The 23388-nt window shown below is 72.6% G+C and carries 20 protein-coding genes; 11 read left to right on the plus strand and 9 right to left on the minus strand.

Going from position 1 to position 23388, the window contains the following annotated elements; genetic code table 11:
* Positions 1 to 1056 carry an energy-coupling factor ABC transporter permease gene (locus IE251_RS07165; protein WP_189752036.1) on the minus strand — a complete coding sequence of 352 codons (1056 nt, stop codon included), beginning with the start codon at positions 1054 to 1056 and terminating at the stop codon, positions 1 to 3.
* A 148-nt stretch (positions 1057 to 1204) separates the two neighbouring features.
* Here IE251_RS07165 and IE251_RS07170 point away from each other — a divergent pair, with 148 nt between their 5' ends.
* Positions 1205 to 1543 (plus strand): SsgA family sporulation/cell division regulator, encoded by a 339-nt coding sequence (locus IE251_RS07170; protein WP_030779036.1) that lies wholly within the window; start codon positions 1205 to 1207, stop codon positions 1541 to 1543.
* Here the strand turns inward: IE251_RS07170 and IE251_RS07175 are convergent, their stop codons facing one another.
* From IE251_RS07175 to IE251_RS07195, 5 genes are all read right to left on the minus strand, one after another.
* Entirely contained in the window at positions 1544 to 3211 is a 1668-nt protein-coding gene (locus IE251_RS07175) for a penicillin-binding transpeptidase domain-containing protein (protein WP_189752037.1), read from the minus strand.
* Positions 3212 to 3306: 95 nt separating this feature from the next.
* Positions 3307 to 4944 carry a penicillin-binding transpeptidase domain-containing protein gene (locus tag IE251_RS07180; protein ID WP_189752038.1) on the minus strand — a complete coding sequence of 546 codons (1638 nt, stop codon included), beginning with the start codon at positions 4942 to 4944 and terminating at the stop codon, positions 3307 to 3309.
* Between the two features lie 112 nt (positions 4945 to 5056).
* A complete protein-coding gene (locus tag IE251_RS07185) occupies positions 5057 to 5458 on the minus strand; it encodes a hypothetical protein (RefSeq protein WP_189752039.1) in 402 nt (133 codons plus the stop codon).
* Positions 5459 to 5461: 3 nt separating this feature from the next.
* Positions 5462 to 6163, minus strand: a complete 702-nt coding sequence (locus IE251_RS07190) for a DUF6313 family protein (RefSeq protein WP_229896643.1) — start codon at positions 6161 to 6163, stop codon at positions 5462 to 5464.
* 84 nt (positions 6164 to 6247) lie between these two features.
* The gene (locus IE251_RS07195) at positions 6248 to 8005 is read right to left on the minus strand and encodes a dolichyl-phosphate-mannose--protein mannosyltransferase (protein WP_189752040.1); all 1758 of its coding nucleotides are present in this window, start codon (positions 8003 to 8005) and stop codon (positions 6248 to 6250) included.
* A 105-nt stretch (positions 8006 to 8110) separates the two neighbouring features.
* On the opposite strand from IE251_RS07195, the gene rsmI reads away from it, so the two are divergent.
* The 6 genes from rsmI to IE251_RS07225 all read left to right on the plus strand — a co-directional run bounded on the left by rsmI (position 8111) and on the right by IE251_RS07225 (position 13856).
* Positions 8111 to 8959 carry a 16S rRNA (cytidine(1402)-2'-O)-methyltransferase gene (rsmI, locus tag IE251_RS07200; protein ID WP_030779031.1) on the plus strand — a complete coding sequence of 283 codons (849 nt, stop codon included), beginning with the start codon at positions 8111 to 8113 and terminating at the stop codon, positions 8957 to 8959.
* Between the two features lie 205 nt (positions 8960 to 9164).
* Positions 9165 to 9587 (plus strand): hypothetical protein, encoded by a 423-nt coding sequence (locus IE251_RS07205; RefSeq protein WP_189752041.1) that lies wholly within the window; start codon positions 9165 to 9167, stop codon positions 9585 to 9587.
* Positions 9588 to 9634: 47 nt separating this feature from the next.
* Positions 9635 to 10534, plus strand: coding sequence for a TatD family hydrolase (locus tag IE251_RS07210; RefSeq protein WP_189752042.1), 900 nt, complete (start codon positions 9635 to 9637; stop codon positions 10532 to 10534).
* A 122-nt stretch (positions 10535 to 10656) separates the two neighbouring features.
* On the plus strand, positions 10657 to 12030 hold the full coding sequence (locus IE251_RS07215; protein WP_189752043.1) for a resuscitation-promoting factor: 1374 nt from the start codon (positions 10657 to 10659) through the stop codon (positions 12028 to 12030).
* 66 nt (positions 12031 to 12096) lie between these two features.
* Positions 12097 to 12966 carry a 16S rRNA (adenine(1518)-N(6)/adenine(1519)-N(6))-dimethyltransferase RsmA gene (gene rsmA, locus IE251_RS07220; RefSeq protein WP_189752044.1) on the plus strand — a complete coding sequence of 290 codons (870 nt, stop codon included), beginning with the start codon at positions 12097 to 12099 and terminating at the stop codon, positions 12964 to 12966.
* Positions 12963 to 13856: a 4-(cytidine 5'-diphospho)-2-C-methyl-D-erythritol kinase gene (locus IE251_RS07225; protein ID WP_189752045.1), complete on the plus strand. Its 894-nt coding sequence runs from the start codon at positions 12963 to 12965 to the stop codon at positions 13854 to 13856. Before rsmA ends, IE251_RS07225 begins: the two co-directional genes overlap by 4 nt.
* A gap of 3 nt (positions 13857 to 13859) precedes the next feature.
* On the opposite strand, the gene IE251_RS07230 is transcribed toward IE251_RS07225, so the two are convergent.
* On the minus strand, positions 13860 to 14450 hold the full coding sequence (locus IE251_RS07230) for a Uma2 family endonuclease (RefSeq protein ID WP_189752046.1): 591 nt from the start codon (positions 14448 to 14450) through the stop codon (positions 13860 to 13862).
* Positions 14451 to 14632: 182 nt separating this feature from the next.
* Here IE251_RS07230 and IE251_RS07235 point away from each other — a divergent pair, with 182 nt between their 5' ends.
* The 4 genes from IE251_RS07235 to IE251_RS07250 all read left to right on the plus strand — a co-directional run bounded on the left by IE251_RS07235 (position 14633) and on the right by IE251_RS07250 (position 21239).
* Entirely contained in the window at positions 14633 to 16441 is a 1809-nt protein-coding gene (locus IE251_RS07235; protein WP_189752047.1) for an ABC-F family ATP-binding cassette domain-containing protein, read from the plus strand.
* 238 nt (positions 16442 to 16679) lie between these two features.
* Complete coding sequence (locus IE251_RS07240) at positions 16680 to 18518, plus strand: outer membrane protein assembly factor BamB family protein (protein WP_189752048.1); 1839 nt, start codon at positions 16680 to 16682, stop codon at positions 18516 to 18518.
* Positions 18519 to 18595: 77 nt separating this feature from the next.
* Positions 18596 to 20377 carry an outer membrane protein assembly factor BamB family protein gene (locus IE251_RS07245; protein WP_189752049.1) on the plus strand — a complete coding sequence of 594 codons (1782 nt, stop codon included), beginning with the start codon at positions 18596 to 18598 and terminating at the stop codon, positions 20375 to 20377.
* A gap of 175 nt (positions 20378 to 20552) precedes the next feature.
* A complete protein-coding gene (locus tag IE251_RS07250) occupies positions 20553 to 21239 on the plus strand; it encodes a helix-turn-helix transcriptional regulator (protein ID WP_189752050.1) in 687 nt (228 codons plus the stop codon).
* A gap of 18 nt (positions 21240 to 21257) precedes the next feature.
* Here the strand turns inward: IE251_RS07250 and IE251_RS07255 are convergent, their stop codons facing one another.
* Positions 21258 to 21578, minus strand: a complete 321-nt coding sequence (locus IE251_RS07255; protein WP_189752051.1) for a hypothetical protein — start codon at positions 21576 to 21578, stop codon at positions 21258 to 21260.
* 21 nt (positions 21579 to 21599) lie between these two features.
* Positions 21600 to 23291 (minus strand): sodium:solute symporter family protein, encoded by a 1692-nt coding sequence (locus tag IE251_RS07260; RefSeq protein WP_189752052.1) that lies wholly within the window; start codon positions 23289 to 23291, stop codon positions 21600 to 21602.
* Positions 23292 to 23388 lie beyond the last annotated feature (97 nt).

The raw sequence follows: 23388 nt of genomic DNA on the forward strand, positions 1-23388 counted from the left end.
TCAGACGCCCGTGTTCACGGGGGAGGCGTCGTCGGTGCGCCGCCGGCGCAGCGCCCAGAACACCGCGCTGCCCGCGACGACGGTGACGCCGACGCCGATGACGCCGGCGAGACCGCCGGAGAGCCGGGCGTCGGAGATGTCCTTCACGCCGTAGTCGGCCAGCGGTGAGTCGGCGGCGGCGTGCTCCTTCTCCTTCTTGTCGATCCCCTTGTCGTGCGCGACCTTCTCCAGGCCGTCGGGGTTCGCGGAGGCGTAGAAGCTGACGAAGCCGGCCAGGACCAGGGAGGTGACCAGGCCGGTCACCCACAGCGTGCGCCGCGAGGTGCGGGCCGCGGCGGGCACCGGGGCGGCGGGCTCGGCCGCGGGGGCGTCCACCAGGGCGCCGTTCACCCGCAGCTGGAGCCGCTGGCGCAGACCGCGCGCGCCGTGCACCAGGTCGGGGCGGACGGCGATGACGGCACCGACCGTCAGCGCGGTGATGACGGCCTCGCCGATGCCGATGAGCACATGGACACCGACCATCGCGGTGGCGACCTTGCCGATGGGGACGTCCGCGGTGCCGCCGACCGCGTAGATCAGGGTGAAGGCGACCGCGGCCGCGGGCACGGAGACCAGCGCGGCGACGAAGGAGGCCACGGTCACCGAGCGCCGCTTGCGGGGCAGCACGGCGAGCAGGCCGCGGAAGACGGCGTACGACACGACGGTGGTGACCAGCGCCATGTCGGTGATGTTCACGCCGAGCGCGGTCAGCCCGCCGTCGGCGAACAGCACGCCCTGCATCAGGAGCACCACCGACACGCACAGCACGGCCGTGTACGGTCCGACGAGTATCGCCGCGAGGGCCCCGCCGAGCAGGTGCCCGCTGGTCCCGGCGGCGACGGGGAAGTTGAGCATCTGTACGGCGAAGATGAACGCCGCGACCAGACCGGCCAGCGGTGCGGTGCGCTCGTCCAGCTCGCGGCGGGCGCCGCGCAGGCTCACCGCGAGGGCGCCGGCGGCGACCACTCCGGTGACCGCGGAGGTCGGGGCGTCTATGAATCCGTCAGGTACATGCACCCGACGATTTTAGGCCCTTGTTGCGAACCTCTTGCAAGAGAGACAAAGTCTCGTCTCCCATCGGGGCGCGAACCGGAAAATGTGCCACTCTGGATGGAAGCGGAAGAACAGCTTTCACATAGGTCACGGTGCGTGAAAGGGCGGTCCGATGTCTGTGGTCGAACAGTACGCACGCGCTCATATCGTCACGGACGAGGAGGACCCGGGGGCCGTGCCCGTCGTGCTGCGCTACGACCCCGACCGCGATCCCCGCTCCGTCCGCATCGGACTGCCCGGACCCCACGAGTGGACCTTCTCCCGCGCGCTGCTCGAACGGGGACTGCGTGCGCCGGCCGGGACCGGCGACGTCCGGGTGTGGCCCTGCGGGCGGGTCCAGGCCGTCGTGGAGTTCCACGGCGACCACGGCGTGGACGTCGTGCAGTTCGACTCCAAGACCCTGCTGCGGTTCCTGCGCCGCACCTACACCGCCGAGCCGGTCCGCGGCTGATCAGCCCCCGAGCTTCAGCAGCGACGCCACGATGGGACCGGCCGTGTCGCCCCCGTGGCCGCCCGCCTGGACCACGCCCGCGGCGGCGAGGTCGCCCCGGTAGGCGGTGAACCAGCCGTTCGGCTTCTTCTGGCCGTCGACCTCCGCCGAGCCGGTCTTCGCGCCGTAGTCCGGGCCGAGCCCCGCCATCGCCTCCGCCGCCGTGCCGGAGGCGGCCGTGTACCGCATCAGCTCGCGCAGCTGGGAGAGGGTCTTCGGGGACAGGGTGCGCGCGGCGGTGGCCAGCGTCCGGTGGTCGACGGACGGGGAGACCAGGTACGGCTGGTGGAAGGAGCCCGCCTTCACGGTGGCCGCGACCGACGCCATGTTCAGCGGGTTCATCCGCACCCCGCCCTGCCCGATCAGCTCGGCCGCCATCTGCGCCGCCGACTGCACCGGCACCGAGCCGTCGACGCTGGGCACGCCGATCGCCCAGTTGTCCATCGACAGCCCGAAGACCTGCTGGGCCTGCTTGGTCAGGTCGTCGTTGTCCAGCTTCTCCGCCTGGCTGATGAAGGCGGTGTTGCAGGAGCGGGCGAAGCTCGCCTTGAACGTGCCGCCCTTGATCTCGAAGTCGTCGTCGTTGTGGAACTTCCAGCCGCCGTAGGTGACCGTCTTCGGGCAGGGGTGCTGCTTGTCCGCCGAGGCCAGGCCCTTGTCGATGAGCAGCGACGACGTGATGATCTTCATGGTGGAGCCGGGGGCGAGGGAGCCCTGGAAGGCGGTGTTGAAGCCGTGCCCGCTGTTGGCGACCGCGAGGATCTCGCCGGTGGAGGGCCGCAGCACGACCACCGAGGCCTTCGCCCGCTTGTCCACCTGCCGCTCGGCCGCCGCCTGGAGCGCCGGGCTGAGCGTCGTCCGCACCGTGCCCGGGGTGCCCTCGCTCAGCTCCGCCAGCGTCTTGTCGGACAGCTTGGCGGCCTTGGACTCCTTGCCGCGCACCACGCGCAGCTCGACGCCCGCCGTGCCGCCGGCGGTCTTGCCGTACTTCTCCCGCAGCCCGTCCAGCACCGTGCCCAGCGACGGGTACCGGGCGGTGGTGATCTCGCCGCCGTCGCGGTCCAGCGCCTTGACCGGCGGGGTGCCGGAGGCGCCGGTCACCAGCCGGTCGCCGTCCCGCAGCTCCGGGTGGACGACGGCCGCGTGCCAGTCGACCCGCGGCTCGCCGTCACCCGGGCGGCGTACGACGGTGAGCGAGCTGCCGTAGGCCAGCGGCTTGCTGACGCCCTTGTAGGCGAGGGTGGCGCGGACGTCGAAGGGCACCGTGGCGCCCTTGGCCGGCTTGGGGGTGAGGGTGACGTTCTCCAGGTGGGCGTCCTTGGCGTAGCCGGTGAGCAGCGGGGCCGCCGCCGCGGGGTCGTCGGTGGCGGCGGCGGCCTCGGCGGTCCTGCCGTGCTGCCAGGCGGTGAGGAAGCGGGTGGTGGCCGTGCGGACCTCGGCGGCGGTGAGCGGACCGGTCTTCACGTTCTCGCGGGCGGCCGTGGCCGCGGTGCCCTCGTCGGCCGCGGCCCCGCCGTCGTAGAGCGCGTAGAGGCCGACCCCGGCGCCGCCGACGACCACGGCGAGCATCCCGCCGAGCACGGCGGGACGGGTCTTCCGTCGCTCGGCGACGCGCCTTCTCTTGCCCACAGCCTCAGTTCCTCCGCGCGCTTCCCAGGCTCTCCTAAGCCCTCACACTCCCAACGACGGCTTTCACCTTAAGGTCCCCGTCTTCACGGGTGATCTCAATCGGCGTTCCGTAGCACGGTTGCGACAATCGGCCCGGCGGCGTCGACGCCGTGCCCGCCGTCCTGGACCATGGCCGCCGCGGCGACATCGCCCCGGTACCCGGTGAACCAGCTGTCCGAGCGGGCCGCGCCGTCGGTCTCGGCGGAGCCGGTCTTCGCGCCGACGTCCCCGCTGAGCCCGGCCATCACCCCGGCCGCGGTGCCGGAGCGCGCGGTGCGGTTCATCATCGCGCGCAGCTGCCGGACGGTGCCCGGCGCGAGGCCGCGCGCGCGTGCCGGTTCGCGGCCGTCCAGGCTCAGCGGCACGATCACCGGCTGGCGGAAGGCGCCGGTCATCGCGGTCGCCGTCACGGAGGCCATGTTCAGCGGGCTCATCTGCACCTGGCCCTGGCCGATCAGGCTTGCGGCGGTGTCCGGGCCGCCGGTGGCGGGGACCCGGCCGTCGAAGGTGGGCACGCCGGCCTGCCAGTCGTCGCGGCCCAGCCCGAACCGGTCCTCGGCCTCCCGGGTGAGGGAGTCGGGCCTCACCTCGTCGGCGAACTTCACGAAGGCCGTGTTGCAGGAGCGGGCGAAGCTGTCGGCGAGGGTGGCGTGCTCGTCGGGCGCCAGGCCCTTGAGGTTCTGGAAGGTCTGGCTCTGCCAGACGGCCGAGGGCGGGCAGGGCGCCGGGCCGTCCGCCGTGGTCAGGCCGTTGTCGATGAGGGTCGCCGCGCTGACGATCTTCATGGTGGAGCCGGGGGCGCGTTCGCCGAGGAGGGCCGCGTCGAAGCCGTCCGTGCGGTTGTTGGCGACGGCGAGGATCTCGCCGGTGCTCGGCTTGACGGCCGCCACGGAGGACTCCGGGTACTTCATCACGACCGCCTCGGCCGCCGCCTGGACGCTCGCGCTGAGCGTGGTGGGAAGCCGGCCCGGTCTGCCCTTGGCCAGGGTGACCAGCGGGGTGTCCGCGGCCTGGCTGCCGTCCGGGGTGGCCTGGTGCCGGATCACCAGCTCCACCGAGGGCCTGCCGCCGGTCCTGTCGCCGTACCGGCCGCGCAGCTCGTCCAGCAGGTGGCCGAGCGAGGGGTACTTCTCCCGGTCCAGCACCTTCCCGGTGCGGTCCACGGCCTCGATCTGAGGGGCGGACGACTCCCCGGTGGTCAGCGTGTCGCCCTGGCGCAGCCGCGGGTGGACCACGGAGGGCCGCCAGTCGACCAGCGCCCGGTGCGAGGTGACGCCGCGTACGACGGTGAGCGTGCCGCGGTAGGACAGCGGCTTGGAGGTGCCGTCGTAGGACACCGTCGCGGTCACGCCGAAGGGCACCGTGTCGCCGACGGGCGTGCCCGGTGTGATCCGCACCCTGCCTATGTGCGCGTCCTGGCCGTAGGCCGTCAGCAGCGCCTCGGCGGACTCCGGATAGTTCGTGTAGGAGGCCGCGGTCGCCGCGTCCCCCTTCTCCCAGGCGGCGAAGAACGCCTTGGTGGTCTCCTTCACCTCCGGGCCGCTGGGCGGTCCGGTGCGCGGGGGCGCCACGCCGGCCGCCGTGCCGCTGTCACCGCTCATCGCGGACGCGAAGTTGTAGAGCCCGTAGCCGGCGCCGCTCAGCAGCGTGACGCACACTCCGCCCACCACGGCCGCCTTGACCCCGTTGCGCATGGCGCGGTTCCCCCTCCCGTTCAGCCTGTTGAACATGTTCAACTCACTGTGCGGGAGCACTGTAAGCGGTTGCGGTGCGCTTGGGGCGGGAGTTGTTCGAACCGTGACTCGGTCAGCGCCGGCCCGGCCCGAAGGGGTCGTCGGGGTCGTCGGGTATGAAGGGGCCGCCTGGATCGCGGCGGCCCCGGGGCTCGTCCGGAGGCCGCGGCAGGAACGGCAGCGGGGCCATGCCGTCGGAGTGCGACCAGGTGCGGTACCGGGCCGCCGTCTCCCGCAGGGCGTCCCCGTCCCAGTCCTCGTCCACGGGCCGGAAATCGCGGGGTGCCACCCCGGCGACCCGCAGCAGGTCGAGCAGCATCCGGGCGATCAGTTCCTGGTCCAGGTGGTCCTCGACGTCCTCCGAACCCCAGCGGATCAGTGTCTCGGCCGCTCTCGTCAGGCCTTCGGCGCTGGCCGTCGGGAAGGCCAGGGCCAGCGACGCCCGCATGATCTCCACCGCGTCGTCGGAACGCACCGCTCACCGCCTCCTTTCACAGACGAGGCAGAGCCCGCAGCTCCGTGCCGTGACGCGCAGCACCATCCGGGCCGCGCTCTGCACCTGGCGCAGGCACTCGTGGCGGTCGAGATGAGCGTACTGCTGGGTCGACATGGTGTCCCGCACGAAGACCTCCCAGTGGTCCTGGGCCCTGACCCAGTCGTTGCGGTGCGCCACCCGCACCCAGGCGTCGACGAAGTCCTGCTGCGCGACGGCCCCGTGGAAGTAGCCGGACAGGTCGTCGATGAGGCCGGGCGGGCGCAGCCGCTGGCGCAGCTTGCGCTGCCGGAAGAGGGTGTGCGTCGAGATCGACTTCGCCCGGCTGATCCGCTCGGCGATCACATGACCCGCGAACCCACCGATGATCGCGGGCACGAGGAGCCAGCCCACCAGCGACGCCAGCCACAGCAGCACGTGCCGGGGCGGGTCGATCAGGGTGAACGCCCGGTACACCTCGCTGGGGCTCTCCGCCCGTACCGCGAAGAAGTACAGCGCGCCGAGGCAGACGGCCATCGGCAGTCCCCAGTCCAGGATCCACTGGGTGACGCCCTTCAGCGCCTTGCGCGACCGCCAGGTGCGGCGCAGCCGCCGAAGGACCCGCTGGCGCCCCGAGGGCAGTTTCAGATGGCCCGGAATCGGGATGGGCCCGCCGTGCAGCAACTGCTCCCCCAGGGCTGTTGTCACCGACAGCGCGCCGGACCCCCCGGCCCCCCGCGCCGCACTCGCCCCGCATTCTGCCGCAGACCGGGCCCGCGCGGCACCGCTCGGCTAAACCCACGTATCCAGCCACATCCGCGACCGCCACGAGTCGATCGGGATGGCGGTGCCCGTGTACAGGGGCCAGAAGTAGATGAAGTTCCAGGCGATCAGCAGGACCAGGACGCCCGCCGCCGTCGCGCCGATCACCCGGCGGGTGTCGCTGGAGCGTGGCGGGCCGATGATCGCGCCGGTCATCATCGCCACCGCCAGGCACAGGAACGGCAGGAAGACGACCGCGTAGAAGAGGAAGATCGTCCGCTCCTGGTACAGGAACCACGGCAGATAGCCGGCCGCGATCCCGCAGGCGATGGCACCGGCCCGCCAGTCGCGGCGCAGCGCCCAGCGCCACAGCACGTAGGCGATCGCGAAGCAGGCTGCCCACCACAGCAGCGGTGTGCCGATCGCCAGCACCTCCCGGGCGCACTTCTCCCCGGCGTCCGCCGGGCAGCCGTCGGTGCCGGGGCCGGGGGACTCGTAGAAGTACGACACCGGGCGGCCCAGCACGATCCAGCTCCACGGGTTGGACTGGTACGTGTGCGGCTGGTCCAGGCCGACGTGGAACTTGTACACCTCGTGCTCGTAGTGCCACAGGCTGCGCAGCCAGTCCGGCAGGAACGACCAGGTGCCACCCCTGCCGTCGGTGGCCGCCCAGTCGCGGTAGTAGCCGCCCGTGCCGTCGGTGGGGGAGAGGATCCAGCCGGTCCAGGAGGCCACGTAGACCACCAGCGCCACCGGGATCGTCGCCACGAACGCGGCACCGGTGTCGTACTTGAGGACCGCGAGGTACGGGTGACGGGCGCCGGCCACCTTGCGGGTGCCGACGTCCCACAGGACCGTCATCACACAGAACGCCGCCAGGACGTACAGGCCGTTCCACTTGGTGCCCACGGCCAGGCCCAGCAGCACGCCCGCCGTCCAGCGCCACGGGCGCCAGCCGAACCGGAAGGTGTCGGCGACGGACGCGTCCGGCCGGACCCGGCCGTCCGGCCCGGCCGGCAGCGCGGCGGCCAGCCGCTCCCGGGCCCGGTCCCGGTCGACCACCAGGGCGCCGAACGCGGCCACCACGAAGAACATCAGCACGCCGTCCAGCAGGGACGTCCGGCTCATCACGAAGTGCAGCCCGTCCACCGCCATCAGCGCGCCCGCCAGACAGCCCAGGAACGTCGAGCGGAACATCCGGCGCCCGATCCGGCACAGCAGCAGCACGCTCAGCGTCCCGAGCAGCGCCGTCATGAACCGCCAGCCGAACGGGTCGAACCCGAACAGCAGCTCCCCGAGCCCGATCACGTACTTGCCGACCGGCGGGTGCACGACGTACGCCGCGTCGGTCGGCACCGCCAGGCCGCCGTGCTGCTGGAGCACCATGTCGTTGGCGTTCTTGCCGTACTGGTCCCAGCTGACCTCGAAACCGCGGTGGACGAGCGCCCAGGCGTCCTTGGCGTAGTACGTCTCGTCGAATATCACCGCCCGCGGACTGCCCAGGTTCCAGAACCGCGTCAGGCCCGCGAGCAGCGTCACCAGCAGCGGCCCGCCCCAGCCCGACCAGCGGGTCAGCCGCTCGGCCAGGACCGGCGAGGCGCCCAGCACCCGCCACAGCCGGGGGCTCGGCTGCGCGTACGGCGGCACCAGCCGGTCGCGTACGTCGCCGGCCGGCGCGTCCTTGCCCGGCGCGTAACCGAATCGGCGCAGCCGCCGCTGCCACGACGGCCGCCCCTCGTGCGGTGCCTGGCCCTGCCGGAGGTCCATGGAGGACGCGGTACTGGTCACCGCGCCATCGTAGGGAACCGTCCTGTGGGAGTCCCGCGCATGTGCGGTACCGGTCGTCGGGTGCGCGTTTTCCTCCTCCGGCGCGGGCCCTGGGAGGATGGGGGCGTGACTGGAACCCTTGTCCTGGCAGGTACCCCCATCGGCGACATCGCGGACGCGCCGCCCCGGCTGGCCGAGGAGCTGGCCGCGGCCGACGTGGTCGCCGCCGAGGACACCCGGCGGCTGCGCCGGCTCACCCAGGCGCTGGGCGTCACCCCCAAGGGCCGCGTGGTCTCCTACTTCGAGGGCAACGAGGCCGCCCGCACCCCCGAGCTGGTCACCGAGCTGCTCGGCGGGGCGCGCGTGCTGCTGGTGACCGACGCGGGCATGCCGTCCGTCTCCGACCCCGGCTACCGGCTGGTCGCCGCCGCCGTGGAGCGGGACGTCCGGGTCACCGCCGTGCCCGGCCCGTCCGCCGTGCTCACCGCGCTCGCCCTGTCCGGGCTGCCCGTGGACCGGTTCTGCTTCGAGGGCTTCCTGCCGCGCAAGGCCGGCGAGCGGCTGTCCCGGCTGCGCGAGGTGGCGGCCGAGCGGCGCACCCTCGTCTACTTCGAGGCCCCGCACCGGCTCGACGACACCCTCGCCGCGATGGCCGAGGTCTTCGGCGCGGACCGGCGGGCCGCCGTCTGCCGCGAGCTGACCAAGACGTACGAGGAGGTGCGGCGCGGGCCGCTGGCCGAGCTGGCGCGGTGGGCCGCGGAGGGTGTGCGCGGGGAGATCACCGTCGTGGTCGAGGGCGCGCCGGAGACCGGGCCGGAGGAGCTGGACGCGCAGGAGCTGGTGCGCCGGGTCCGGGTGCGGGAGGAGGCCGGGGAGCGGCGCAAGGAGGCGATCGCGGCGGTGGCGGTGGAGGCGGGGCTGCCGAAGCGGGTGGTCTTCGACGCCGTGGTGGCCGCCAAGCGGGCCGGTGAGTGACTGAAGGGGCGCGCCCCCCATACGCCGGCAAAAGGCCGGCCTCGATGGCAAAGCCCAGTCGTCCCAATCGGCACGCTCGGGCAAGCCGTGGCCAAATCGGGGCCAACACTCGGCAGGTCGGATGCTTTCGCGCCACGGGAGGCGTCCACTGGGCGGTGGGACGCACCCGTCCAACAGGGACGCACCCGGGCAAGAAGGAGCTGGCATGAGTGACATAGCAGGGCAGACCGGTCTCCGCGGTTCGGCCACCGACGCCGATTCGGCCACCGACGTCGTTCACGAGTCGTACGCCTTCGCCTGCATGCGCTGCGGGCACGGCTGGGAGCAGTCGTACGTGATCGAGCACCGCACGAACGCCGAGGGGGAGCGGGTCGTGCGGTACGTGGCCGACGGCCGGGTGGTGCCGTCGCCGCTGAGCCGGCCGGTCTGCCGGAACTGTGACGGTCACCTCGTGCGGATCATGCGCGCGGGCCAGGTGGCCTCGGTGCGCGCGGCGGCCGACGGGCAGCCCCACCGGGTGCCGGCGGCGGGCCCGGTCGAGGTGGAGCGGGTGCCGGGGCGGGCCGGGCGGCCGCACCACTGGCACCTGTCCGACCTGCTGCACCCGTTCCACCGCAAGGCCGGCTGAGCGGAGCACCGGCCGGCCGGGGCATGCCCCTTTCGTAGGATCGGGGCATGCCTTCGAACGCCGGCCACAGCTCCAAGGGCGACGACAAGAACGCCGCGCCGCCGCTTCCGGTACCCCTGCGGGTGCCCGTCGCCGACTCCCACACCCACCTCGACATGCAGTCCGGCACGGTCGAGGAGGGCCTGGCGAAGGCCGCCTCGGTGGGTGTCACGACGGTCGTCCAGGTCGGCTGCGACATCAAGGGCTCGCGGTGGGCGGCCGAGACCGCCGCCGCGCACGACAGCGTCCACGCCGCCGTCGCCCTGCACCCCAACGAGGCGCCGCGCATCGTGCACGGGGATCCCGACGGCTGGTCCCGGCAGGGGGCCCGGGTGGCGGGCGGGGACGCGGCGCTGGACGAGGCCCTCGCGGAGATCGACCGGCTGGCCGCGCTGCCGCACGTCAAGGGCGTCGGCGAGACGGGCCTGGACTACTTCCGCACCGGCCCCGAGGGCAAGGCCGCCCAGGAACGGTCCTTCCGGGCCCACATCGAGATCGCCAAGCGGCACGGCAAGGCGCTCGTCATCCACGACCGCGACGCCCACGCCGACGTGCTGCGGATCCTGAAGGAGGAGGGCGCTCCCGAGCGCACCGTCTTCCACTGCTACTCCGGCGACGCCGAGATGGCCGGGATCTGCGCCCGCGAGGGCTACTTCATGTCCTTCGCCGGCAACGTCACCTTCAAGAACGCCCAGAACCTGCGGGACGCCCTCGCCGTCGCCCCGCTGGAGCTGGTCCTGGTGGAGACCGACGCGCCGTTCCTCACCCCGGCGCCGTACCGCGGACGGCCGAACGCGCCGTATCTCGTTCCGGTCACGGTCCGCGCGATGGCCGCCGTACGCGGCACCGACGAGGACACGCTGGCGACGGCCCTGGCCGCGAACACCGCCCGCGCCTTCGACTACTGACGGTCACCCCCACCCGCGGGTGACGACCGTACGTAGTCGCGCCGCTTTGGAGAGTGACCGGCGCTCCGCTAGGTTCTGGGGGCCCGATCCGGACCCCTCTGGCCCTCTGGAGCGTGTCGGCCGTGAGCAAGTCGCAGTACGAGACGTATGAGGCGTACGGCCTTGGCGCCGCACCGCCCGGCGAACCCGGCGGCGCGCTGCCGGGCCGGTACGACGCGGAGCCGGCGGCGCACGCGCGGGCGGGCGAGCCGGTGCTGCCACGGCAGGGCGCGGGCGCGCCGCCGGCGGAGGAGGCACGCGAGCACCGCGACCACGGCTCGGCAGACCTCCCGGTGGACGGCGACGGCGGGGAACCGGACGGGCGGGCCGCGCGCCGGCGCAGGGTCCGCGGTGGGGAGCGCCCCGAATCCGCCGTGCGCCGTCTGCTGCCGCAGGCGCTCGTCGTGGCCTTCCTCGCCGGCGGCACCACCGCCTTCGTCGCCAAGGACAAGGCGATCGAGCTGAGCGTCGACGGCAACCGGCGCACCCTGCACACCTTCGCCGACGACGTGGGCGAGCTGCTCGCCGAGGAGGGCGTACGGGTGGGAGCGCACGACATGGTCGCGCCCGCCCCCGGCACGGAACTCACCAGCGGCGACGAGGTCGCGGTGCGCTACGGCCGCCCCCTGCGGCTCACCCTGGACGGCCGCCGGCAGCAGGTGTGGACGACGGCGCACACCGTGGCCGGCGCGCTGGAGCAGCTGGGGGTGCGTGCCGAGGGCGCCTATCTGTCGGCCTCCCGCTCCCGGCGCATCTCACGCGCCGGGCTCGCGCTCGACGTGCGCACCGAGCGGGCCGTCACCGTCATGGCCGACGGCCGGACCCGGACCGTCCGCACCAACGCGGCCACCGTCCGGGAGGTGGTCGAGGAGGCCGGGATCACCCTGCGCGGCCAGGACACCCTCTCCGTCCCGGGGGACAGCTTCCCGCGCGACGGACAGACCGTGACCGTGCTGCGGGTGACCGGCCGGCGCGAGGTTCACGAGGAGCCGATCCCGTTCCCGGCCGTACGGATCACCGACCCCGCGCTCTTCCAGGGCACCGAGGTCGTCACCCAGCCCGGCCGGCCCGGACTGCGCCGCACCGTCTACTACGTGCGCACCGTCAACGGGGTCCGGCAGCGCCCGCGCCCGGAGAGCACCGAGCTGGTGCGCGCGCCCCGCACCCAGGTGGTGAAGGTCGGCACCCGGCCGCGGCCCGCCTCCGTGCACGACACCGGCCCCCTCGACTGGCACGCCCTCGCCGTCTGCGAGTCCGGCGCCCGCCCGGACGCCGTCGACCCCTCGGGCACCTACGGCGGCCTCTACCAGTTCGACACCCGCACCTGGCACAGCCTCGGCGGCAGGGGCCGCCCCCAGGACGCCTCCCCGGAGGAACAGACGTACCGCGCGAAGAAGCTGTACGTGCGGCGGGGCGCGAGCCCGTGGCCGCACTGCGGCGCGAGGCTGCGGGGGTAGCCCCCCGGCCCGCCGCTCGCGCCTCCCCCGGCACCCCGGCCCCCCGCACCCCCGTACCCTTGTCCCGTGACCAGCCCCACCCCCGACGCCCTCCTCGGCCCGGCCGACATCCGTGAGCTCGCGGCAGCGCTCGGTGTCCGCCCCACCAAGCAGCGCGGCCAGAACTTCGTGATCGACGCCAACACCGTCCGCCGGATCGTCCGCACCGCCGAGGTCCGCCCCGACGACGTGGTGGTGGAGGTCGGCCCCGGGCTCGGCTCGCTCACCCTCGCGCTGCTGGAGGTCGCCGACCGGGTCACCGCCGTCGAGATCGACGACGTCCTGGCCGCGGCCCTGCCCACGACCATCGCCGCGCGCATGCCCGGCCGCGCCGACCGGTTCGCGCTGGTCCACTCCGACGCGATGCACGTCACCGAGCTGCCCGGCCCCGCGCCGACGGCCCTGGTGGCGAACCTGCCGTACAACGTGGCCGTGCCGGTGCTGCTGCACATGCTCGACACCTTCCCGAGTATCGAGCGGACGCTGGTGATGGTGCAGTCCGAGGTCGCCGACCGGCTCGCCGCCGCGCCCGGGAACAAGGTGTACGGCGTGCCGTCCGTGAAGGCCAACTGGTACGCCGAGGTCAAGCGGGCCGGGGCCATCGGCCGGAACGTGTTCTGGCCGGCGCCGAACGTCGACAGCGGACTGGTGTCCCTGGTCCGGCGGACCGAGCCGATCAGGACGACCGCCTCCAAGCGGGAGGTCTTCGCGGTGGTCGACGCGGCGTTCGCGCAGCGCCGCAAGACCCTGCGGGCCGCGCTCGCCGGCTGGGCCGGCTCCGCGGCGGCGGCCGAGGCGGCCCTGGTCGCGGCCGGGGTCTCGCCGCAGGCACGCGGGGAGTCGCTGACGGTCGAGGAGTTCGCGCGGATCGCCGAACACAAGGAGAGCGGCAAGTGAGCGTCACGGTACGCGTCCCGGCGAAGGTCAACGTCCAGCTCGCGGTGGGCGCCGCCCGCCCCGACGGGTTCCACGACCTCGCCAACGTCTTCCTCGCCGTCGGCCTCTACGACGAGGTGACGGCGACCCCGGCGGCGCAGCTGCGGATCACCTGCGAGGGCCCGGACGCCGGCCAGGTCCCCCTGGACCGCACCAACCTCGCCGCGCGCGCGGCGATCGCCCTCGCCGGACGCCGGGGCATCGAGCCGAACGTGCACCTCCACATCGCCAAGGACATCCCGGTCGCCGGCGGCATGGCGGGCGGCAGCGCGGACGGCGCGGCCGCGCTGCTCGCCTGCGACACGCTGTGGGGTACGGGCGCCTCGCGCGAGGAACTCCTGGAGATCTGCGCCGAGCTGGGCAGCGATGTGCCGTTCAGCCTGGTCGGCGGGGCGGCGCTCGGCGTCGGGCGCGGTGAGCGGCTGACCGCCCTGGAGGCCGGCGGCACCTTCCACTGGGTGTTCGCGATGGCCGGGCGCGGGCTGTCCACCCCGGCGGTGTTCCGCGAGTTCGACCGGCTGGCCGAGGGCCGTCGGATCCCGGAGCCGGTGGCGTCGGCGGACCTGCTGGCGGCGCTGGCGAAGGGCGACCCGGACGCGCTGGCCGCGACCGTCTCCAACGACCTCCAGCCGGCGGCGCTGTCCCTCTTCCCGGAACTGGCGGACACGCTGGCCGCGGGGCGCGACGCGGGGGCGCTGGCCGCGCTGGTCTCCGGGTCCGGCCCTACGACGGCGTTCCTCGCGCGGGACGCCGGGGCGGCGGAGAAGGTGGCCGAGGCCCTGCGGGCGTCGGGGACGTGCGGGGCGGTACGGGTGGCGGCGGGGCCGGTGGCGGGGGCGACGGTTCTCTGAGGTTCAGAGGTTGTCGATGGCGGTCAGGTCGATGTCGATGGGGTAGGGCTTGTCGACCTTGACGCGGTCCCGGTAGGTGCCGATCGACCGGTACGTGCCCGTGGCCTCCGACAGCTCGAAGATCTCGACGGCGGGATGCTCTTCCGGCTCGGTCATCTCGACCAGCCAGTAGTAGCGGATACCCGCTGCGGCATACTTGTGCGTCTTCGTGAGCCGGTCGCGGGCCTCGGACTCCGGGGAGACAACCTCGATGGCGAGGACGACATCCTTCCCCTCGAAGTACGTCTGCCTCAGCCCCTTCCTGGCCTCCGCCTTGATCACGGAGATGTCCGGCTCAGGCCCGTTACGTCTGTCCAGTACCACCGTCATCTCGCGTGCCACCTTCAGGTCGGACGGTACGGTGCTGCGCAGGCCGGTCACCAGCAGGTCGATCGCGGCGGAGTGGAAGTAGCGCTGCGGGCTCACGAGGACCAGGCTCCCGTCGATCAGCTCGGTGTGCGGCGGGAGATCCGGCAGGGTGAGCAGGTCGTCGATGGTGTAGCCGTCCAGCGGGGGCATTCGCCACCCCGACTGCTCAGCAGGCTGGGCTGTCATGGTTCCTCCCATGGACAAGATCCTGGTGCCTGCCCTCCACCGTAGCGGCCCAATCCCGATCACGTCATCACAAAGAGTGACAACCCCCTCGCGCCCCGCCCCTCACCCCCGAAGCCCTACGCTAGAAGGCTGACCCACACGGTGGAGCCGCATGTCGATACCGCCCCGCGCACAGGAGTGAAATGGCCGTCAACCTGGTCAATGTCGAGAACGTCAGCAAGGTCTACGGCACCCGTGCCCTGCTGGACGGCGTCTCGCTCGGCGTGTCGGAAGGGGACCGGATCGGGGTCGTCGGACGCAACGGCGACGGGAAGACCACCCTCATCCGGATGCTCGCCAAGCTGGAGGAGGCCGATACCGGAAGGGTCACGCACGCCGGCGGGCTGCGGCTCGGCGTGCTCACCCAGCACGACTCCCTCGACCCCGCCGCCACCGTCCGCCACGAGGTGATCGGCGACATGGCCGACCACGAGTGGGCCGGCAACGCCAAGGTCAGGGACGTGCTGACCGGACTGTTCGGCGGGCTGGACCTGCCGGGCTTCCCCAAGGGGCTGGACACCGTCATCGGACCGCTCTCCGGCGGTGAGCGGCGCCGGATCGCGCTGGCCAAGCTGCTCATCGAGGAACAGGACCTGATCGTCCTGGACGAGCCCACCAACCACCTCGACGTCGAGGGCATCGCCTGGCTCGCCGAGCACCTGCGCAACCGGCGCTCGGCGCTGGTGTGCGTCACCCACGACCGCTGGTTCCTGGACCAGGTCTGCACCCGCATGTGGGATGTGCAGCGCGGTGACGTGTACGAGTACGAGGGCGGCTACTCGGACTACGTCTTCGCGCGCGCCGAGCGCGAGCGGATCGCCGCCACCGAGGAGGCCAAGCGGCAGAACCTGATCCGCAAGGAGCTGGCCTGGCTGCGGCGCGGCGCGCCCGCGCGGACCTCCAAGCCGCGCTTCCGGGTGGAGGCCGCCAACGAGCTGATCGCGGACGTGCCGCCGCCCCGGGACAGCAGCGAGCTGATGAAGTTCGCCTCCTCCCGGCTCGGCAAGACGGTCTTCGACCTGGAGGACATCACCCTCCAGGCCGGGCCGAAGGTCCTGCTCAAGCACGTCACCTGGCAGCTCGGGCCCGGCGACCGGATCGGCCTGGTCGGCGTCAACGGCGCCGGGAAGACCTCGCTGCTGCGCGCCATGGCCGCCGCCGCCCGCACCGACGGCGAGGAGCAGCCCGCCGGGGGCCGGATCACCGTCGGCAGGACGGTCAAGCTGGCCTACCTCTCCCAGGAGGTCGCCGAACTCGACCCCACCTGGCGGGTGCTGGAGGCCGTGCAGGCGGTCCGGGAGCGCGTCGACCTCGGCAAGGGGCGCGAGATGACGGCCGGGCAGCTGTGCGAGACGTTCGGCTTCGGCAAGGAGAAGCAGTGGACGCCGGTCGGGGACCTCTCCGGCGGCGAGCGGCGGCGGCTCCAGCTGCTGCGGCTGCTCATGGACGAGCCCAACGTCCTCTTCCTGGACGAGCCCACCAACGACCTCGACATCGAGACCCTGACCCAGCTGGAGGACGTCCTCGACGGCTGGCCCGGCTCGATGATCGTCATCTCCCACGACCGGTTCTTCGTGGAGCGGACGACGGACCGGGTGTTCGCGCTGCTCGGCGACGGCACCCTGCGGATGCTGCCGCGCGGCATCGACGAGTACCTCGAGCGGCGCCGGCGCATGGAGGAGGAGGTCGCCGAGCGGACCGCCGCCGCGGCGCCCAAGCCGGTCACCGCGGAGAAGAGCGCCGCCGACCAGCGCGCCGCGAAGAAGGAACTCCAGAAGATCGAGCGCCAGTTGGACAAGATCTCCGAGAAGGAGTCGAAGCTGCACGCGCAGATCGCCGACAACGCCACCGACTTCGCGAAGGTGGCCGAACTGGACGCCCAGCTGCGGGACCTCGCCGGGGAGCGGGAGGAACTGGAGCTGCGCTGGCTGGAACTGGCGGAGGACGCCTGACCCTCGACCCGGCGCGCGGAGGGGGCGCGTGCGCCGGGTGAAGGGGGCGTGAAGACGCGTAACGACGGCGTCACGGGCCGGTCCTCCCTTGGGAACCGGGGAGGGCACGGCCCCCTGTGCTGTCACCGCCGGGTGATAGAAAGAGCCGTCTGAAAACCGTCTGATAAACGGCCCAGAGCCGTCCGTCGCGTGCTTCGGGGCGTGGCTAAAAATCAGTGAACGAGGGGGAAGAGCGCTGATGACCCAGCCGCCCGACCAGCCGCCGCAGAGCGGGTTCGGAGCACCAGGAGCACCACAGGAGCAGCCGCCGCAGCCGGGCGGTTTCGGCGCGCCCCAACCCCCGCCCGCCCAGGGCGGCTTCGGCGCCCCTCCGCCCCCGCAGGCACCTCCGGCGCAGGGCGGCTTCGGCGCGCCCCAGCCCCCCGTCGCGCCCCCGCAGCCCCCGCCGGGCTACGGCTACCCGCAGCCGGGCCCGTACGGCAACGCCCCGGGCCCCTACGGCCAGCCGCAGCAGGGCCCCTACGGGTACCCGCAGCAGGCGCCGCAGCAGCCGGGCCCGTACGGCGCCCCGCAGCCCGGTTACGGACAGCCGCCGCAGCCGCCGTACCCGGGCATGCCCGGGGCCGCGCCCGGCATACCCGGCGCCCCGGCCGGCGGGCCGGCCTCGAAGAAGAAGACGGCGCTGGTCGTCGGGTCCGCGGTCGCCGCACTGCTCGTCATCGGCGGCACGGTGTTCGCGGTCACCGCCGGCGGTGATGACAAGGGCGGCGGCAAGAAGCCCGTCGCCCAGGGCAGCGACGGCCCCGGGCACTCCGCCACCGCCTCGCCGACGACCTCCGGCGGCGCGGACCCCGACCACCTCAACGACGGACGCGGCCCCGGCGAGGCCAAGGTCCTCTGGTACGCGCCGCCCCCCGACGCCCCCGCGTCCGGCGCCGACGCGCCCGGCATGTGGATCGCCGGCGACACCGCGGTGAAGGCGGCCTACAAGCAGGTCTTCGCCTTCGGCGCCGCGGACGGCCGCGCCGCCTGGGGACCGGTCTCCTTCCCGCAGAAGATCTGCGCGGTCACCCCGCACAAGTCGGCCGACGACAAGATCGTCGTGGCGTACATGAGCGGTGGCGGCGAGCACGCCAAGTGCAACCAGCTCCAGCAGCTCGACCTGCGCACCGGCGAGAAGGGCTGGAGCGGCGAGGTCGCCGACGGCGGCCTGTTCGACAGCGCCCTCACCATCGAGCTGACGGTCAGCGGCAGGACGCTGATGGTGGGCCGCTCGCAGTCGGGCACGGCGTACGACATCGACAGCGGCAAGAAGCTGTACGACAAGAAGCGGTACGGCTCGGCCTGCTTCCCGGCCGCCTACGCGGGCGGCACCGACCGGCTGATCCAGGTGTCCTCCTGCGGCGTCGGCGGCTCCGACGAGCACGAGGAGCTCCAGGAGCTGGACCCGGCGAACGGCACCGTGCGCTGGACGCAGAAGCTCAAGAAGGGCTGGGAGGTCAGCCGTACCTACTCGGTCGACCCCCTCGTGGTCTATCTGACCAACCGCGAGAAGAAGACCTGGAACATCTCCGTCATCGCCGACGACGGCAAGGTCCGTTCGCAGGTCGCGGTGGACGAAAAGTTCGCCCCCCGCTGCGGCTGGGCGATCCTGGAGCGAGAGCTGCAGGGCTGCCAGGGCGTCGCGGTCGACGGCGACACGCTCTACCTGCCCACCGACGCCACCGTCAGCGCCAACGAGATCGTGGCCGTGGGCCTCGCCGACGGCAAGGAGAAGTGGCGGGTGAAGTCCCCGGGCGACCGGCCGATGTACCCGGTGAAGACCGAGGGCGGCAAGCTCATCGCGTATGTGCAGCCGTCGTACGACAGCGGCGGCCAGGTGGTGTCGGTGCCGACGGCCGGGTCCTCCCACGGCACGACCGCGCTGCTGCGCAACCCGCGGGGCGCCGCCGGTGTCGAGAACACCTTCTACGACGGGGTCCTGGACTGGTCCGGCGGGCGGCTGTTCATCTCCTCGGGTCGGCTGTCCGGCGACGACGACTCCAAGGAGAAGCTGATCATGGCCTTCGGCGACTGAGCCGGGCGCCGGCTCCCGCCTTCCCGCGTCCCTTTCTCGCCGTCCGTCCGCAGAGCGTCACCGAGGTACCCGTCGCCATGACCCAGCCGCCACCGCCCCACCAGCCCCCGCAGCCGGGCTACGGCTATCCGCCGCCGCCCCCGCAGCCGGGGTACGGCTATCCGCCGCCCCCGTCGGGGCCCGGTTACGGCCCGCCCGGCGCGCAGCCGAACCCGTACGCCCAGCAGCCGCCGGCCCCGCCGGCCCAGCCCCCGGCGTACGGGGTTCAGCCGCCCGCCGGCTACGCCCCCCAGCCGCACAACCCCTACGCCCAGCCCGCCCCACCCGTGCCGGGCACCCAGCCGGGCTACGGCTATCCGGGCCCGGGGCAGCCGCCGACCGCGCCGATGACGCCCCGGCCGGTGCCGGGCGGCGGCCGGCGGAACACCACCCTGTTCATCGTGGTGGCGGCGGTCGCCGCCATCGCGCTGATCGTCGGCGGCGGCATCTGGTACGCCGGGTCCGCCGGGGACGACAGCCACTCCCACGACCCCGTCTCCTCCGCCGGCCAGACCGGCTCCGCGGGCGGCGGCTCCGGCGGCCCGGTGAGCGGGGGCGGCGGCAAGGAGAAGGCGCCGGCCGACCCGGCCGCCAAGGTGCTGTTCAAGGTGCCGCTCCCCACGACGGACGACACGGTCGTCACCTCCGGCTCCTGGCTGACCGACACGGTGTACGCCAAGAGCGGCATCGCGGAGATCACCGGCTACGACCCGGTCCGGGGCACCCGGCTGTGGACGGTCAAGCTGCCCGGCCCGATCTGCGCGGCCAGCGACCATGTGAACGACGACGGCCGGACGGCGGTCACCTTCCAGCCGAAGATGCCCGCGAAGGGCTCCTCCGAGGGGTGCAGCCAGGTCGCCGCGATCGACCTCGCCGCGGGCAAGCGGCTGTGGACGAAGTCGGCCAAATCCGGTGACTACCCGGTCACCTTCGAGAATGTGACGGTCGCCCAGCACACGGTCGCGGTCGGCAGCACCGACGGCGGTGCCGCGTTCGACATCGACTCCGGCAAGGCGCTGTGGCAGCCCAAGGCGGGCGACTCCTGCGCCGACGACGGATACGGCGGCGGCGCCCGGCTGGTCGCGGTGCGCAAGTGCGGCGTGTCCAGCAGCCGGAAGCTGCACATCCAGAACATCGACCCGAAGACCGGCAAGGTGATCTCCGAGTACACGATGCCCGACGGCGTCGAGTACGCGTCCGTCGTCTCCACCGACCCCCTCGTGGTCGCCGCCGACGTCGGCGACGCCGCGGGCGACGGCAGCGGTGTCTCGGACTACTTCTCCATCGACGGCAGGACCGGCGCGCTGCTCGCCCGGATCGCCGCGCCCAGCGACACCTACGGCGGCCGCTGCGACGGCATCACCCGCGTCGAGGGCTGCAACCAGGTCGTCGCCGGCAACGGCAGGCTGTACCTGATGACCGAGCCGCACGACGGCCAGGCCCAGTACAGCAGGACGAACGAGATCGTCGCCTTCGACCTGCGCACCGGCAAGCCGACCGGGCAGCGCGCCGAGGCCGGCGACGGCTACACGCTCTCCCCGCTGCGCATGGACGGCGGCAACCTGCTGGCCTACAACGCGCCGCCGTACAACAAGGGCGGCCAGGTCGTCAGCATCGACGGCGGCACCTTCAAGGTGACCAAGCTGCTGGAGAACCCCGCCGAGCGCAGCGTGCACACGGCGGAGACCAGCCTGCTGCCCGAGTACGCCGAGGTGCTCTTCGGCAAGGGCCGCCTGTACATGTCGGCCCAGTTCGCCCACAAGCGCGACCGGACGTACGACCAGGAGTACCTGGTGATGGCGTTCGGCACGGACGGCTGACCGGCCGCCGGCCCCGTCGCCGGACTCGCCCGAACGAGTGAACTGCCCAGTGGTGCCCCGGATTTCATCGATCCGGGGCACTTCTCTTCTGGAGGGGCAGCGCGACGTCGAACAAGCGTGTAGCTTCCGGGGGCATGAAGCGCGGGGGGTGCCGGGGGGACTGGGGGGTTGCTCAATGGGAGTGCGGCTCGTGGTCGTCGACGACCATCGCCTGCTCGCGGAGGCGCTGGCGTCGGCGCTCAAGCTGCGCGGGCACCGGGTGGTCGCCGCGGCGGCGCCGGCCGCGGGCGCGGCGGACCTGGTGATCGCGCGGGCGCCCGAGGTGTGCCTGCTGGGTACGGCGGCACCGGCCGAGCCGGGCGCCTTCGACCCGGTGGTCAAGATCAAGCGGGAGCGTCCGCAGGTGGCGGTGGTGGTGCTCGGCCCGGTGCCGTCGCCGCGCGGCATCGCGGCGGCCTTCGCGGCGGGCGCGTCGGGGTACGTACGGCACGACGAGCGGATCGAGGGCGTCGAGCGGGCCATGACGAAGGCCCGCGCCGGGGAGGCGGCCGTCGCCCCGCAGCTGCTCCAGGGCGCGTTCGGGGAGCTGCTGAACCCGGCCGCGCAGCCCGATGACGAGGCCCAGCGGCTGCTGGAGATGCTGACGCCGCGCGAGGTGGAGGTGCTGATCCGGGTGGCCGACGGCGAGGACACCCGGCTGATCGCCGCGGGCATGGGCATCGCCCCCAGCACGGCCCGCACCCATGTCCAGCGGGTCCTGATGAAACTGGGTGTCGGCTCCCGCCTGGAGGCGGCGGCCCTGGCCGCCCGCACGGGCCTGCTGGAACGGGCCGGGCCACGTCGATACACGGGCCCGGCCTAGGCGTCCCGGAGGGGCGCGCTACTCCGTCCGGTCGTCCTCCGGCGGCAGCACCGTGGGCCGGAGTTTCAGCCACGCCAGGAAGAAGATCCCCAGCAGCAGCATGCCGATCCCGGTCCACAGGTTGATGTTGACGCCCTCGGCCTTGTCGATCGCGGCCTGGGAGTCGGTGATCCCGGTGAGGGTGACGATGACGCCGTAGACCACGAACAGTCCGCCGATGATGCGGCGCAGATCGAAGATGCGGGCCGCCGTCGCGGACTTGGTCTCCAGCTCGGAGACCTCCCGCTGGACGTCGTGCTCGGTGTAGTGCTCCGGTCGGTGCTCAGGACGCTCGGTCATGGTTTCCTCGATCCTCCCGCGTCAGAACGAGAACGGGATGTAGCAGGCGGCGGCCAGGACGACCGCGCCCCAGCCCAGCAGGGCCGGCTTGCGGTACCACGCGTCGTCGCCCTCGGCGGGCGGCTCGGACATGCCGGGGGAGCGGGTGCCGTAGACCAGGCCCTGGAGCTCCTCCGCCGGCTTCGGCTTGGTGAACAGGGACACCGCGATCATCACGACCGCGCCGGCGACGAACCCCGCGATCGCGGAGACGAAGTTGGCGCCCTGGTCGGAGGGGATGGAGATGACGCCCTTCTTGTAGAAGACGAAGTAGTTGATCATCGCCGCGGTGGTGCCGGCGAGCAGGCCCCAGAAGCCGGACTTGGCGGACGCGCGCTTCCAGAACATGCCGACGATGAAGACGACGAACATCGGCACGTTGAAGAAGGAGAACAGCGTCTGCAGGTAGCTCATGATGTTCGAGAACGAGGACGCCAGGAACGCCGTGCCGACGGAGGCGCAGACGCCGATCACGGTGATCAGCCGGCCGAACCGCACGTAGTACTCGTCCTCGCGGCCGCGCACCACGTACTTGGCCCAGATGTCGTTGGTGAACACCGTGTTGAACGACGACACGTTCGCCGCCATGCCCGCCATGAAGGCCGCCAGCAGACCGGTGACGGCGATGCCGAGCACGCCGTTGGGCAGCAGCTCCTGCATCAGGTAGGGGATGGCGTCGTTGTACTCGAGCCCGGACTGCTTGCTGCCGATGTTCGGCACGAGCGCGGCGGCTACCAGGCCGGGGATCATCACCAGGAAGACGATGAAGATCTTCGGGAAGGCGGCGATGAGCGGGGTGCGCTGCCCGGCGGAGAGGTTCTTCGCGGACAGGGCGCGCTGCACCTCCGCGAAGTTGGTCGTCCAGTAGCCGAAGGAGAGCACGAAGCCGAGGCCGAGGACGATGGTGAGCCAGTTGGCGCCGAGCGGGTTGGCCTCGCCGATGCCGGTGCCGCCCCAGGCCGTGGTGAAGTCGGCGCCGTGCCGCGCGGTGAGCTTGTCGGTCAGTCCGTCCCAGCCGCCGACCTTCTTCAGGCCGAGCACGGTGATGGGGATGAGCGCGGCGAGGATCACGAAGAACTGGAGCACCTCGTTGTAGATCGCCGAGGACAGGCCGCCCAGGGTGATGTAACCGAGCACCAGGGCGCCGGCGACGACGATGGCGACCCACTGCGGCCAGCCGAGCAGGGCCTCGACGACGAGCGCGAGGGCGTAGAGGTTGACGCCGGCGATCAGCACCGCGGCGAACGCGAAGAGGGCGGAGCTGAGCAGGTGGGCGGCCTTGTCGAAGCGCAGCAGCAGGAACTCGGGGACCGAGCGGACCTTGCTGCCGTAGTAGAAGGGCATCATCACCAGGCCGAGGAAGACCATGGCGGGGATGGCGCCGATCCAGTACCAGTGGACGGTGTAGGCGCCGTACTGGGCGCTGTTGGCCGCCATGCCCAGGATCTCGGTGGCCGCCAGGTTCGCCGAGATGAAGGCGAGGCCGGTGATCCAGGCGGGCAGCGAGCGTCCGGAGAGGAAGAAGTCGAGGCTGGTCCTGACGGAGCGGCGGGCGGCGAGACCGATGCCGAGGACGACGACGAAGTAGATCGCCAGGATCGTGTAGTCCAGCCAGTTGGTGGGGAGCCGTAGCTCCGCCGCCAGGGAGGTGGGGGCGTATGTGGGGGTTTGCATGAGCACTCGCTTCGTTGCGCGAACTGATCCAAGCGGAACCTACGCCGCCGTGTTCGTTATTTGAACACTTTGACTGGTGTTCTTTGTTTGATTGTGA

Source organism: Streptomyces eurythermus (assembly GCF_014649115.1).
GTDB classification, from domain to species: domain Bacteria; phylum Actinomycetota; class Actinomycetes; order Streptomycetales; family Streptomycetaceae; genus Streptomyces; species Streptomyces eurythermus.

Coding starts and splice junctions, on each gene's coding strand:
- IE251_RS07210 (WP_189752042.1), top strand. CDS start 9,635: ATGCCTTCGAACGCCGGCCACAGCTCCAAGGGCGACGACAAGAACGCC.
- IE251_RS07245 (WP_189752049.1), top strand. CDS start 18,596: ATGACCCAGCCGCCACCGCCCCACCAGCCCCCGCAGCCGGGCTACGGC.
- IE251_RS07250 (WP_189752050.1), top strand. CDS start 20,553: ATGGGAGTGCGGCTCGTGGTCGTCGACGACCATCGCCTGCTCGCGGAG.
- IE251_RS07230 (WP_189752046.1), bottom strand. CDS start 14,450: ATGACAGCCCAGCCTGCTGAGCAGTCGGGGTGGCGAATGCCCCCGCTG.
- IE251_RS07170 (WP_030779036.1), top strand. CDS start 1,205: ATGTCTGTGGTCGAACAGTACGCACGCGCTCATATCGTCACGGACGAG.
- IE251_RS07205 (WP_189752041.1), top strand. CDS start 9,165: ATGAGTGACATAGCAGGGCAGACCGGTCTCCGCGGTTCGGCCACCGAC.
- IE251_RS07180 (WP_189752038.1), bottom strand. CDS start 4,944: ATGCGCAACGGGGTCAAGGCGGCCGTGGTGGGCGGAGTGTGCGTCACG.
- IE251_RS07235 (WP_189752047.1), top strand. CDS start 14,633: ATGGCCGTCAACCTGGTCAATGTCGAGAACGTCAGCAAGGTCTACGGC.
- IE251_RS07255 (WP_189752051.1), bottom strand. CDS start 21,578: ATGACCGAGCGTCCTGAGCACCGACCGGAGCACTACACCGAGCACGAC.
- IE251_RS07240 (WP_189752048.1), top strand. CDS start 16,680: ATGACCCAGCCGCCCGACCAGCCGCCGCAGAGCGGGTTCGGAGCACCA.
- IE251_RS07260 (WP_189752052.1), bottom strand. CDS start 23,291: ATGCAAACCCCCACATACGCCCCCACCTCCCTGGCGGCGGAGCTACGG.